The 12,360-nt window shown below is 38.5% G+C and carries 15 protein-coding genes and 1 pseudogene; 10 read left to right on the top strand and 6 right to left on the bottom strand.

The genetic code is table 11. The annotated features are described in order from the left end of the window. The first annotated feature begins 1 nt into the window (after position 1). The 3 genes from infC to F928_RS18840 all read left to right on the top strand — a co-directional run bounded on the left by infC (position 2) and on the right by F928_RS18840 (position 1,884). Positions 2-553: a translation initiation factor IF-3 gene (gene infC, locus F928_RS0104010; protein WP_075383312.1), complete on the top strand. Its 552-nt coding sequence runs from the start codon at positions 2-4 to the stop codon at positions 551-553. A 228-nt stretch (positions 554-781) separates the two neighbouring features. Next, on the top strand, positions 782-1,402 hold the full coding sequence (gene yfcG / locus F928_RS18845) for a glutathione S-transferase N-terminal domain-containing protein (RefSeq protein WP_002117212.1): 621 nt from the start codon (positions 782-784) through the stop codon (positions 1,400-1,402). Between the two features lie 53 nt (positions 1,403-1,455). After that, complete coding sequence (locus tag F928_RS18840; RefSeq protein ID WP_005078995.1) at positions 1,456-1,884, top strand: YqaA family protein; 429 nt, start codon at positions 1,456-1,458, stop codon at positions 1,882-1,884. Positions 1,885-1,924: 40 nt separating this feature from the next. Here F928_RS18840 and nreB read toward each other — a convergent pair. Then, positions 1,925-3,175, bottom strand: a pseudogene (gene nreB / locus F928_RS0104000) (nickel resistance MFS transporter NreB). A gap of 38 nt (positions 3,176-3,213) precedes the next feature. Between nreB and F928_RS18835 the strand changes: the two are divergent. The 3 genes from F928_RS18835 to rplT are packed head-to-tail and all read left to right on the top strand — an operon-like array spanning position 3,214 to position 3,979. Next, the gene (locus F928_RS18835; protein ID WP_002117227.1) at positions 3,214-3,402 is read left to right on the top strand and encodes a hypothetical protein; all 189 of its coding nucleotides are present in this window, start codon (positions 3,214-3,216) and stop codon (positions 3,400-3,402) included. 11 nt (positions 3,403-3,413) lie between these two features. Then, positions 3,414-3,608, top strand: coding sequence for a 50S ribosomal protein L35 (gene rpmI / locus F928_RS18830; protein WP_002054552.1), 195 nt, complete (start codon positions 3,414-3,416; stop codon positions 3,606-3,608). A gap of 11 nt (positions 3,609-3,619) precedes the next feature. Further along, positions 3,620-3,979 carry a 50S ribosomal protein L20 gene (rplT, locus tag F928_RS18825; protein ID WP_000124858.1) on the top strand — a complete coding sequence of 120 codons (360 nt, stop codon included), beginning with the start codon at positions 3,620-3,622 and terminating at the stop codon, positions 3,977-3,979. 28 nt (positions 3,980-4,007) lie between these two features. On the opposite strand, the gene F928_RS18820 is transcribed toward rplT, so the two are convergent. Continuing rightward, a complete protein-coding gene (locus tag F928_RS18820) occupies positions 4,008-4,571 on the bottom strand; it encodes a hypothetical protein (RefSeq protein ID WP_228131890.1) in 564 nt (187 codons plus the stop codon). A gap of 63 nt (positions 4,572-4,634) precedes the next feature. Beyond that, complete coding sequence (locus F928_RS18815; RefSeq protein ID WP_005078987.1) at positions 4,635-5,627, bottom strand: hypothetical protein; 993 nt, start codon at positions 5,625-5,627, stop codon at positions 4,635-4,637. A 158-nt stretch (positions 5,628-5,785) separates the two neighbouring features. On the opposite strand from F928_RS18815, the gene pheS reads away from it, so the two are divergent. The 3 genes from pheS to himA are packed head-to-tail and all read left to right on the top strand — an operon-like array spanning position 5,786 to position 9,473. Further along, a complete protein-coding gene (gene pheS, locus F928_RS18810; RefSeq protein ID WP_002117277.1) occupies positions 5,786-6,766 on the top strand; it encodes a phenylalanine--tRNA ligase subunit alpha in 981 nt (326 codons plus the stop codon). A gap of 32 nt (positions 6,767-6,798) precedes the next feature. Continuing rightward, positions 6,799-9,180, top strand: a complete 2,382-nt coding sequence (gene pheT, locus F928_RS18805; RefSeq protein ID WP_005078985.1) for a phenylalanine--tRNA ligase subunit beta — start codon at positions 6,799-6,801, stop codon at positions 9,178-9,180. Beyond that, positions 9,177-9,473 carry an integration host factor subunit alpha gene (gene himA / locus F928_RS18800; RefSeq protein WP_000126166.1) on the top strand — a complete coding sequence of 99 codons (297 nt, stop codon included), beginning with the start codon at positions 9,177-9,179 and terminating at the stop codon, positions 9,471-9,473. Before pheT ends, himA begins: the two co-directional genes overlap by 4 nt. A 139-nt stretch (positions 9,474-9,612) precedes the next feature. Here the strand turns inward: himA and F928_RS18795 are convergent, their stop codons facing one another. Beyond that, positions 9,613-9,855, bottom strand: coding sequence for a hypothetical protein (locus F928_RS18795; RefSeq protein ID WP_002117215.1), 243 nt, complete (start codon positions 9,853-9,855; stop codon positions 9,613-9,615). A gap of 94 nt (positions 9,856-9,949) precedes the next feature. On the opposite strand from F928_RS18795, the gene F928_RS22220 reads away from it, so the two are divergent. Then, positions 9,950-10,075 carry a hypothetical protein gene (locus F928_RS22220; RefSeq protein WP_002117184.1) on the top strand — a complete coding sequence of 42 codons (126 nt, stop codon included), beginning with the start codon at positions 9,950-9,952 and terminating at the stop codon, positions 10,073-10,075. Positions 10,076-10,266: 191 nt separating this feature from the next. On the opposite strand, the gene rho is transcribed toward F928_RS22220, so the two are convergent. Both rho and trxA read right to left on the bottom strand, forming a co-directional pair. Next, positions 10,267-11,535, bottom strand: coding sequence for a transcription termination factor Rho (gene rho, locus F928_RS18790; RefSeq protein WP_002117304.1), 1,269 nt, complete (start codon positions 11,533-11,535; stop codon positions 10,267-10,269). A 321-nt stretch (positions 11,536-11,856) separates the two neighbouring features. Next, positions 11,857-12,183: a thioredoxin gene (gene trxA, locus F928_RS18785; protein WP_002054512.1), complete on the bottom strand. Its 327-nt coding sequence runs from the start codon at positions 12,181-12,183 to the stop codon at positions 11,857-11,859. Positions 12,184-12,360: the final 177 nt, after the last annotated feature.

The following is a 12,360-nucleotide window of genomic DNA, read 5'->3' as shown; positions in this document are numbered from 1 at the left end:
GATTAAACAGCCTGACCGTAACCAACAACAAGGTGCAAAAAGCAACCGTCCAGCAATTAACGACGAGATCCGTGCAAAAGAAGTACGCCTCGTTGGTGCTGACGGTGAGCAAAAAGGAATTGTTTCATTAAATGAAGCACTGCGCGCTGCTGAAGAGGCAGATCTTGACCTAGTTGAGATCGTTGCAAACGCCGAGCCGCCTGTTTGTAAAATTATGGATTACAACAAGCACTTGTTTGACCTTAAGCAGAAGCAAAAAGATGCGAAGAAAAAACAGCATCAAGTGCAAGTGAAGGAAATCAAACTGCGCCCTGCAACTGATGTTGGTGATTATCAAGTTAAGCTTCGTGCTATTTTGAAATTCCTTGAAGAAGGAAACAAAGTGAAAATCACTTTACGTTTCCGTGGTCGTGAAATGGCTCACCAACAACTTGGCTTAGCTCAATTACAAAAAATTGAAGCTGATGTTGCTGAGTTTGGGGTTGTGGAACAAGCACCTAAAATGGAAGGCCGTCAAATGGGTATGTTACTTGGACCTAAAAAGAAAAAGTAATACTCAAAAAAAGCACTGCAAAAGCAGTGCTTTTTTATATCCTTATCATAATGAAAAAGATGATTTAATTTTCTCTGTTCAGTTTTATTTAAGACAATTGCTATATCTTTTAAAAGAAATTCAATTCTTGAATTTTATGTATTTTTTAGTGTTGGAAATCTCATCGCCTCTCTTAAAACATGCTATAACGCAAGACGCAGTCATGATAACGATGAATAGGAAAATAGAATGATTGATCTATATTATTGGGGAACTCCCAATGGACATAAAATCACAATTGCCTTAGAAGAAATGGGACTGGACTACACTCTTTACCCAATCAATATTTTAGAAAATGATCAATTTCAACCAGACTTTCTGAGAATTTCTCCAAATAATAAAATTCCGGCAATTGTTGACCAAGATGGACCTCGTGGTGAGCCAATTTCAATATTTGAATCAGGCGCGATCTTGCAATATCTAGGTCGAAAAACTGGATTATTTTATCCAACTGATGAGCAAGAGCGAGTTGAAGTTGAACAATGGCTCATGTGGCAAATGGGTGGGCTAGGGCCTATGCTAGGGCAGAACCATCATTTTAACCGTTTTGCACCAGAAAAAATTCCATACGCTATAGACCGCTATGTAAATGAGACTAAGCGCTTATATGGTGTGCTGAATAAGCAGCTCATTGGCCAGAAGTTTGTTGCAGGTGAATACTCGATTGCTGATATGGCAATTTTACCTTGGATTTTGCGCTATGAATGGCAAGGTATTCAGTTAGAGGATTATCCTTATGTACAAGAATATATTGTTCGCTTGACGGCACGTCCTGCGGTACAAAAAGCACTATCAATTAAAGTCATCTAACTTTTATTGGTCGCGTAATGAATAAAGTGAAAGGTGATTTGGTCTAATTTAATATGCTAAGTTACTTTTTACTTTTTTTGAGCGCGTTTGGGGCGGCTACATTATTACCGTTACAATCAGAAGCTGTACTCGCCACCTTATTATTAAAAAAAGAATATTCTGCTTTTCTTCTAATTTCTTTCGCCACTTTCGGAAACGTACTGGGCTCGTGTGTGAACTGGTGGCTTGGTTTAAAAATAGAGCACTTTAAACACAAAAAGTGGTTTCCTATTTCTGAAAAGCGTTTAGAGCAAGCTCAAAGCTTTTATCATAAGTATGGGTTTTATTCGCTGTTGCTAAGTTGGACACCTGTGATTGGTGACCCAATTACTTTAGTTGCAGGTTTATTCAAAGAAAATTTTTGGCGCTTTTTAATTATCGTTTTGATTGCTAAAGCAGGGCGTTATATTTTTATTTATTGGGTAATTACAGGTTTTATTTAAAATAAAAGCATCCGAAGATGCTTTTAATAAAATGGTCTAACTAGTCTTCTGAGCTTTTGGTAATATCGACTTTAAATAGATCATTGGTTTTTAGCCAACAGAAGGTGACCACTGCAAGTGTCATACAACCCCCAAAAATAGTGGCTGCAATTGTTCCTAAATATTTGGCTGCTAAACCTGACTCAAATGCACCAAGCTCATTACTTGATGAAACGAACATTCCGTTTACAGCAGCAACGCGACCACGCATATTTTCTGGTGGAAAAATTTGCAAAATGGTTTGTCTAACCACAACTGAAATACTGTCACAAGCGCCTGTCATAGCCAACGCAAATAGTGATAACCACATGTTATTTGAGAACGCGAAAAGAATCGTGAAAACACCAAATCCTGCAACAGCAAGTAGCATGTTACGCCATGCATGTTGAGTTGGTGGAAAGCGAGTCAAAGCAATCATAGTGACGAGCGCTCCAATAGATGGCGCCGCACGTAAATATCCCAGTCCTTCTGGACCGACTTTTAAGATATCTTCTGCAAAAATTGGTAATAATGCGATGACTCCACCAAATAAAACAGAAGCTAAATCAAGAGAAATTGCCCAAAGAACAATTTTAGTTTTCCAGATAAAACGGAAACCATCTCCTAAACTTTCTAAAACATTAGCAGTTTCAATTTTAGGAAAAGTACGCTTATGCAATAGGTTAATTAAGATGAAACAAATACCAAGTAAAACCGCAACACTAAATAGACTTGTTTCTCGGCCTAAATAGGCAAGCATGAAACCACCAAGCATTGGCCCGATAATTACACCACTTTGCCAACCGATTGTCGTCCATGTTGCACCATTTGCATACAGTTCACGAGGAATCAAAAATGGTTTTAAAGACGTTGCAGAGGGATTATAAAACCCACGTATAGTACCTAAGCCAAAAATAACAGCATAAATACCCCAAGAAAGGAAATTTACACTGATATGACCTAACCCATGCAGATGGAACAGCTACCACAGCACTAAAGGAAGAGGAACCGAGAAAAACAAACAGATTTTCATAATAATCTGTTTATTAAATCTATCTGCAAAATAGCCACCCCAAAGCGATAGGGCAATAAATGGAATGGCTTCTGCTAATCCAATTAAGCCTAAAGTTAGAGGATCTTTGGTAATTTGATAAAGTGAATAAGCAACAATAATTTCTTGAATCAAAATTGCTAACGTTAAGCAAAATTGATTAATCGTAACAATTGAGAAATCTCTGTAGCGTAAGGCTGCAAATGCATCATGTTTCTGCATTAGAAATATCGTATGTTGATAATTTGATCGTATTATAAATGGAAAAAAGCACAGGCGCTTTATTTATTATTGATATGGCTGCCACAGTTAAAATCGAAAAACCTTTCTTTGCACTCATAAAAACAGTAACTAATAGTTTTAATTTTAGTCAGCATGCTATAAAATACGCGCTTCCTTACCTGCAGGTCGATTTTGCAATGGTGCAATCGCGCCGAACAGGTGCCTAAAAGAGGTTACTATGGCTAAGTTAAAAACTCGCCGTGGTGCAGCTAAACGCTTCAAAGCGACTGCAAACGGTTTTAAGCGTAAACAAGCGTTCAAGCGCCACATCTTGACCAAAAAATCTGCTAAACGTATCCGTCAATTACGCGGCTGTGTAATGGTTCATGTTTCTGACATGAATTCAGTTCGTCGTATGTGCCCATACATCTAAGGAGATTATAAATGGCTCGTGTAAAACGTGGTGTAGTGGCTCATCGTCGTCACAAAAAAATTCTTGCTCGCGCTAAAGGTTACTACGGTGCTCGTTCACGCGTTTACCGCGTAGCGTTCCAAGCGGTAATCAAAGCTGGTCAATACGCTTACCGTGACCGCCGTCAAAAGAAACGTCAATTCCGTGCTCTATGGATTGCGCGTATCAATGCTGGTGCTCGTCAAAACGGTTTGTCTTACAGCCGTATGATCGATGGCTTGAAAAAAGCTCAAGTGATCATCGACCGTCGCGTATTAGCTGACATCGCTATGCATGATGCAGTAGCATTTGCTGCTTTAGCTGAAAAAGCTAAAGGTGCATTAGCTGCATAAGCTTAGAGATTCAAAGAAAGACCGCTTTTTAGCGGTCTTTTTTATTATCAGGAATATTATATTTTTCAGATAGTGTCGTAGACAGCTCTTGTACTCTAGAATTAGCTTGTGTGAATTGTTGTTTTAAGTCCATATTTATGGCATTTAAAGCGGTATTTGTTAATTCGTTCTGAAAATATTGCATACATATTTGATTGCGTTCTAAATAAAGTTTCTTTAAAGATAGGCCTTGTTCTGTTTTAATGTCTAACTGCGCTAGATTTATATTATCTTCTTTTAATAAACTAATTCTCATTTCATTAAGTTCTTGTTTAAGTTTTTTTGTTTTATCCAATTGCTTTTGTAATAATTCAAAATTTTCTTTTATTAATTGTGTTTTATTATTAAGCGGTGAAAATATAAAATCGTTAATCCTGGAGTTATTTTCAGACCATTGTTGAGCTAAGGCTGAATACTTGGGATGCTCTTGATTTTCAATGGACTGTAATTGTTTTAATTCTTGTTGAATCTGACTGAGTGTAAATTCTATTACAGGGAAATTAACGGAACTTTTTTCTTGGTTTGAAATATCTTGTTGTGCATATGTGGCCATGGAATATAATGCAATAAATATTAGTAGTAATCTTTTATATATCATTTTCATATATTCCAATGGTTAAAGTCCAAAATAATAAGCCAAAGCACAAATAATAATGGTTAAAATAATGAGCTTAATCACGCCTGAACCAGTGCCTTTATGGTGCTGAGACTTGAGATGCTGTGGATTTTCATTTGATTGCTCAAATGGAGATGCTTTAACTACAGGCACCATCTGAGCTGTCTGATAATGGTTGGCAACTTTCACAATAAGCTTGGCAAACAAATCATCAGTTTTTTGTGTAAAGTTTCTTAAATTAATGAGTTGCTCTTGGTCTAGTTCTTCTCCCAAAGGATCATTTGCAAGGCGTTTCTTCTGTTCTAAATAATCAGCTAATGCTTGAGTACGAGATAAAAGTTGATGGGCATAATCTGCGGGATAATTCTCTGGAATTAATGCAAGTTTTGGCTCTAAGCTTTTAATATTTGTACCATCAAAAAGAGCATTTTGAAGTTCTGGTTCCTCAAAGCCTGCTGCATATTTACTACGAAATAATTCACTATCCATAAAGTCAGCTATTTCTTGCCATGGCGGATTTTTTAAATCAGCTTCAATTTTTTTTGATAATTTTTCATTGAGTTCAAAACGCCAGAAAGTTTCTAAACGAAGCTCACAGGTTTGTGAGGCAGGGGCTTCAAACTCATTATCATTGTTATACCATTCGGCAAGCTCATGGCCAAAAATCCAAGCAAACTTCTTATCATTCTGATGGCTCACGATAAAATGAGTATAAGGTAAGAGCTCGATATTACCGTTTGGATTTTGCTCTTCATTGAGAAGGCTTGATAAATGTAAGCTGAGTTTTGAGGTGCCTTGTTTTTTTAATGCTTCTAGCCAGACTTGAAAGTGTTGGGCCAACAAATGTTGAGAAGTTAAGTCACGAAACTGAAAACTATGATGGTCGAAAATATGATGTTGTCGCCATTGGTTAAAGCTTAAATTCTGACGGAGGTATTCATTACCATATGTCACAAGCGTAAGTTGTTGTTTCCAAATCTGATTAAGCGCCATAATAGTTGATCTCATTGACGATACTACTATCTTATACGTTTTATCTTTTTGTTGCCTAATACATTTTTCATGATGGATAAACTTCATCAATTCGATGAAAAACTGTTAGAATGCAGTGTTTTATTATATTTTTTAAATTTGTTGCTTTGAGAGTTAATATGTCACTGGAAGCCCTGACCACAGAAGCGCTTGCTGCCATTGCAGCAGCTCAAGACCTTGTTGCACTTGATCAGGTGCGTGTGCAATTTACAGGGAAAAAAAGCCAGCTTGCAGAACAATCGAAAGCATTAGGGAAAATGGACCCTGAAGAACGCAAAGTACAAGGTGCTGCGATTCATGCTGTTCGAGAAACAATTAATACTGCATTAACAGAGCGTCAAGCGGCACTACAACAGGCAGCACTTGCACAAAAGCTAGCAAGTGAAACGATTGATATTACATTGCCGGGCCGTGGTCAACGGATTGGTACAGTTCATCCTGTTACTCAAGTACAAGAACGAATTTGTCAGTTCTTCACTAAAGCTGGTTTTACAGTTGCAACCGGTCCAGAAGTTGAAGATGACTATCACAATTTCGAAGCATTAAATATTCCTGGTCACCATCCAGCACGTGCTATGCACGATACTTTTTACTTTGATGCCACTCACTTATTACGTACGCATACCTCTGGGGTACAGATCCGTACAATGGAGACGAGTGAGCCGCCAATTCGTATCGTGTGCCCTGGCCGTGTTTACCGTTGTGATTCGGATCAAACGCATTCGCCAATGTTCCATCAGATCGAAGGCTTATACGTTGCTGAGAACACCAGCTTTGCTGAATTAAAAGGTTTATTGATTAACCTACTGAATGAATTTTTTGAGAAAGATTTAAAAGTACGTTTCCGTCCTTCATATTTCCCATTTACAGAGCCTAGTGCAGAAGTAGATATCATGGATGAGCGTGGACGTTGGTTAGAAGTATTAGGCTGTGGCATGGTACATCCAAATGTATTACGTGCTGCGGGTATTGATCCTGATAAATACAAAGGCTTTGCTTTTGGTTTAGGGGTAGAGCGTTTTGCAATGTTGCGTTATGGCATTAATGATTTGCGTATGTTCTATCAAAATGATGTGCGTTTCTTACGCCAATTTGCCTAACAATTTTTCAGGATTAAAAAAGGTTTATAAAGATGAAGATTAGCGAAAATTGGCTACGCACATGGGTTAACCCAGCAATTGATAGTGAGACATTGTCTGATCAGTTAACTATGCTTGGTCTTGAAGTTGACGAACTTGCACCTGTTGCCAAGCCATTTACTGGCGTCGTGGTCGGCGAAGTTTTAACAGTTGAGCAGCATCCAGATGCAGATCGTTTGCGTGTAACGACAGTTAATATTGGTTCGGGCGAGCCTTTACAAATTGTTTGTGGGGCACCGAATGTTCGTGCTGGCATGAAAGCTCCAGTTGCAACGATTGGTGCTGTATTACCGGGTGATTTCAAAATCAAAAAAGGTAAACTTCGTGGAGTTGAGTCACAAGGCATGCTTTGTGGTGCTTCTGAAATTGATCTTGAAGATAAAATCGATGGTTTGCTTGAGTTACCTACCGATGCTCCAGTAGGGGTAAACATCCGTGAATACTTAAAACTCGATGATAATGTCATCGATATCAGTATTACACCAAACCGTGGTGACTGTTTCAGTATCCGTGGTATCGCTCGTGAGATTGCAGTAATTAACCAACTGCAAATGAATGAAGCTGATATTAAGTCAGTTGATGCGACAATTGCTGATGAGAAGAAAGTAGTGATCAGCACTGAAGGTGCTCCACGCTACTTAGGACGTGTAATTAAAAACGTTAATGTAAAAGCTGCTACACCTGAGTGGATGGAACAGGCTTTAGCTCGTTCAGGAATTCGCACGCACAGTATTTTGGTTGATGTGACGAACTATGTCCTTATGGAACTGGGGCAGCCAATGCATGCTTTCGATTTAGCTAAAATCGAAGGGACTGTACATGTGCGTCAAGCTCAGCCACAAGAAAAATTACAGCTCCTTAATGATCAAGAAGTTGAATTGCAAGAAGATATTATGGTGATTGCTGATGACCAGAAAGCTTTAGCAATCGCAGGTATCATGGGTGGTTTAGCATCAAGCGTAACTGATGACACAACTGACATTTTCCTAGAAAGTGCATTCTTCGCGCCACTTGCTATTGCTGGACGTGCTCGTCGTTTTGGCTTGCATACTGATTCTTCGCAGCGTTATGAACGTGGTGTAGATTTTGAGTTGCCGTTAATTGCCATGAACCGTGCTTCGCAGCTTATTCAAGAGTTAGCAGGTGGTGAGTTTGGTCCAATTACTGTAGCTGAAAAAACTGAAATTTTACCAAAACGTGAAGCAATTGAACTGAAACAAGCTCAGGTAGACCAATTGTTGGGATATCAATTGACGGCTGATTTCATTGCAGATGCTTTAAATCGACTAGGATGTGAAGTAACTGTTAAAGCTGAAGGTGAGTGGAGCGTAGTGCCTCCATCACATCGCTATGATATGGCTATTTATCAAGACTTAATTGAAGAAGTGGCACGTATTGATGGTTATGACAATATCCAAATTAGCTTACCAAGCATGGATGTTCAATTAGCTAAATATCAAGACCGATTTGAAATTGCAGAGTTGCGTCAAACTATCGTGACTTTAGGCTATCAAGAAGCAATTAGTTTTAGCTTTGCTGATGCAAAACTTGAAAAGCAATTGAACCCGCAAGTAAATCCGTTAATGCTAGCAAATCCAATTTCAAGTGATTTGGCTGCGATGCGTAGTACTTTGCTTTCAAGTTTAATTCCTTGCGTACAATATAATCTTAACCGTCAGCAAAGCCGTGTTCGTTTCTTTGAATTAGGACTGCGTTTTGATTATCAAGATGCTAAGAGTATTGAAGATCTAAAACAGATTCCAACTTTAGCTCTAGTGGCAGTTGGCTCCCAACAACCAGAATCTTGGCATGTGAAGCCTCAACCAATGGATTTCTTTGACTTCAAAGGAGAGATAGAAGAGATTTTGGCTGCTGGTCGTGTCAAAGTTGAATATGTACGTTCTGAGCTTGCATGGTTGCATCCGGGGCAGTCTGCTGAAATTTTAGTTGATGGACAATCAATTGGTTATTTAGGACGTTTGCATCCATCTCTAGAAAATGAGCTTGATTTAACAACAACGTGGGTTGCTGAACTCGATCAAACAGCCGTTTTGCAATCTTATGTATCTAATTTTACAGAATTATCACGTTTTCCTTCGATCAGACGTGATATTGCGCTTTTAATCTCTGATAATATAAATGTTAGAGATATTCAGCAGTTAATCGAAAAAACTGGTGGAGAGCTTTTAGACTCTACATGGTTATTCGATGTGTATACGGGGCAGGGTGTCGAAGAAGGTAAGCGCTCATTGGCGTTTGCATTATTATGGCAACATCCTTCACGTACGCTTGAAGATGCTGAAATTAAATCTGGTATGGACAATATAATCCAAGTGTTGGAAAACACTTATCAAGCGACATTGAGGGCCTCATGACAGCATTAACTAAAGCAGACATGGCTGATCATTTAAGTGAGTTAACCAGCTTAAATCGCCGTGAAGCAAAACAAATGGTCGAGTTGTTCTTTGACGAGATTAGCCAAGCACTTATTGCAGGGGAGCAGGTTAAGCTTTCTGGTTTTGGTAATTTCGAGTTAAGAGATAAACGCGAACGTCCAGGACGTAACCCTAAGACAGGTGAAGAAATTCCAATTTCAGCACGTAGGGTAGTGACCTTCAGAGCGGGTCAGAAGTTTAGACAACGCGTTGGAAATGAGCAGATCGATTGATCTGCTTTTTTTATATTTTAAATAGCTTTATATAGTTTATTGGGCAGCAATATAGGACCGCTTAATCTTAGAAAATCAAAATTTAGATATAAAAAAAGAGGACAAAATGTCCTCTTTTTTATCTAATCTAGAATATAGATTAGTGTGCAGCAGAAGCAGCAGCAACGTCAGAAGCAGCAGCAGCAACGTCAGAAGCAGCGGCAGCAGTTTCAGAAGCAGCAGCGTCAACAGCTACAGCAGCTTCAGAAGCAGCTTCAGTAGCTTCAGAAGCAGCAGCTACAGCTTCAGAAGCAGCAGCAGGAGCTTCTTCTTTCTTAGAACAACCAACGAAAGCTAAAGTAGCAGCAACAGCAGCAGCAACAGCGAATTTTTTGAATAACATGGCATCACTCTCACAAAAAAGATTTGAGATTAAAAAAACCTAAGTTGGACTGTTTTGCTTTTATTATTCCTAAAACGTAGCTAGGTAACAACGCATGGAGCAGTCTAACTGGTCTGCCGCTATGCTATCACTGCAAATGCTGAAATACTACTGTCGTCTGTCAAAAAAACGTATGAAAAAGAGAAAAACAGACTGTTTTTTAACAGAAAAAAACAATTAATCAGCTCGTGTATATTGGAAAAGGTAGAGGTAAGCTACTAAAAAAACTAAGCTTTTTTATGCAAAAATATTTATTATCAAAAGCTTATAAATAATTTTACATAAAAATAAGCAAAATGTATTTTTGTGTAAAGCTTGTCAACCAAATAAAAAGCCACTCAAAAGAGTGGCTTTTTTTGAAGGCTTAATTACTTAAGTTGAAGCTTTACGTTTCATTTGATCAAAGAAATCATCATTTGTTTTGGTTTCTTTCATGCGGTCAAGTAAGAATTCCATTGCTGCCAACTCATCCATAGGGTGAAGTAGCTTACGGAGGATCCATACTTTGCGTAATTTATCTTCATCCATTAAACGCTCTTCACGACGTGTGCCAGATTTTTTGATATTCATAGCAGGGAAGACACGTTTTTCAGCAATACGGCGATCAAGAGTGATCTCTTGGTTACCTGTACCTTTGAATTCTTCATAAATTACATCATCCATTTTACTGCCTGTTTCAATCAAAGCAGTAGAGATGATCGTAAGTGAGCCACCTTCTTCGATATTACGTGCTGCACCGAAGAAACGCTTAGGGCGCTCTAATGCATGAGCGTCTACACCACCAGTTAATACTTTGCCTGATGACGGAATAACAGTGTTGTAAGCACGTGCAAGGCGGGTAATAGAGTCAAGAAGAATCACAACATCTTTTTTGTGCTCAACAAGACGTTTAGCTTTTTCAATTACCATTTCTGCAACTTGTACATGGCGAGCTGGTGCTTCATCAAATGTTGACGCAATAACTTCACCGCGAACAGTACGCTCCATTTCGGTTACTTCTTCTGGACGTTCGTCAATTAATAGAACAATCAAGAATACTTCTGGATTGTTTCTAACAATCGATTGAGCAATATTTTGAAGTAACATTGTTTTACCCGCTTTCGGCGGTGCAACAATAATAGAACGTTGGCCTTTACCAATTGGCGCAACTAAATCAACGACACGAGCAGTTAAGTCTTCTGTCGTACCATTACCTAATTCCATAACCAATTGTTCGGTCGGGAAAAGGGGAGTTAAGTTTTCAAATAAAATTTTATTTCGAGAATTTTCTGGCGTGTCATAGTTAATCTGGTTAACTTTGAGCAACGCAAAATAACGCTCACCTTCTTTTGGAGGGCGAATAGTACCTGTGATGGTATCACCTGTACGCAAGTTAAAGCGTCGGATCTGTGAAGGACTCACATAAATATCATCCGGACCTGCTAAATACGAACCTGCGGCAGAACGCAAAAAACCAAAACCATCAGAGAGAATTTCGAGAACGCCGTCACCAAAAATTTCTTCGCCATTCATCGCATGGCGTTTCAAAATGGCAAAAATAATATCTTGCTTTCTGTTACGAGCCATACCTTCCAGGCCCATAAATTCAGCAATTTTAATTAGTTCGCCGATTGGTTTTTTCTTGAGTTCAGTTAAATTCATAAGGGTCAGAATTAGGAAAGAGTAGAGTGTGGTTTAAAAAGGAGAAAAATCGCTCGCATACAAAAAAGATTATCGCAATTGTATTTACACAATAACAATTCAGAAGTCTGATTAATTGTTTCGAAGAGAAATGTGAAAAAACAATTTCTGTTGCCGAGTGGCGATCTTTATGTTTGTGTCTTGTAAGAAGCCGGACGAAGATGATTCCCTTCAGTGCCTCTTGAGCATGCAATATAAGCCAGCCTAGCAAATTTGTCAATTTATAGGCGAAAAAAATACGCTATAAAAAAGTATAGCGTATTTCTTTTTTAGCATTTTGACTTAAACGTTTTCATCAATAAAGCTAACAAGTTTAGAGCGAGGTACAGCACCAATTTGTTGAGCTACAACTTCACCATTTTTGAAAAGTAGTAAAGCAGGAATGTTACGGATGTTGTATTTCACTGCTGTATCTTCGCAAGAAGTCACATCAACTTTAACAATTTTTACTTTACCAGCATATTCACTTGATAGGTCTTCAAGAACAGGTGCGATCGCTTTACAAGGTGCACACCATCCTGCCCAGAAGTCAACAAGTACAGGGGTTTCAGCATCTAAAACATCTGCTTGGAAGTTATCATCAGTTGTATTTACAATAGTCGCAGACATGGTACGGCTCCAATTTTTAAAAAAAAGTGCTATTACAGGAGAAATTATCTCTATCAGTATTACATAGCTACTTAGTTCAATGTAAGGGTTTGATGCTATTATTCAAGGCTTAACTAAATTTGTCTAATGGATGCTCACGATATTCATCATCGACTTGTACAATCGACTTATAAATAG

It is taken from the genome of Acinetobacter pittii ATCC 19004 = CIP 70.29 (assembly GCF_000369045.1).
Classification (GTDB): Bacteria; Pseudomonadota; Gammaproteobacteria; order Pseudomonadales; family Moraxellaceae; genus Acinetobacter; species Acinetobacter pittii.
This window is presented reverse-complemented; position numbering and strand designations above follow the sequence as displayed.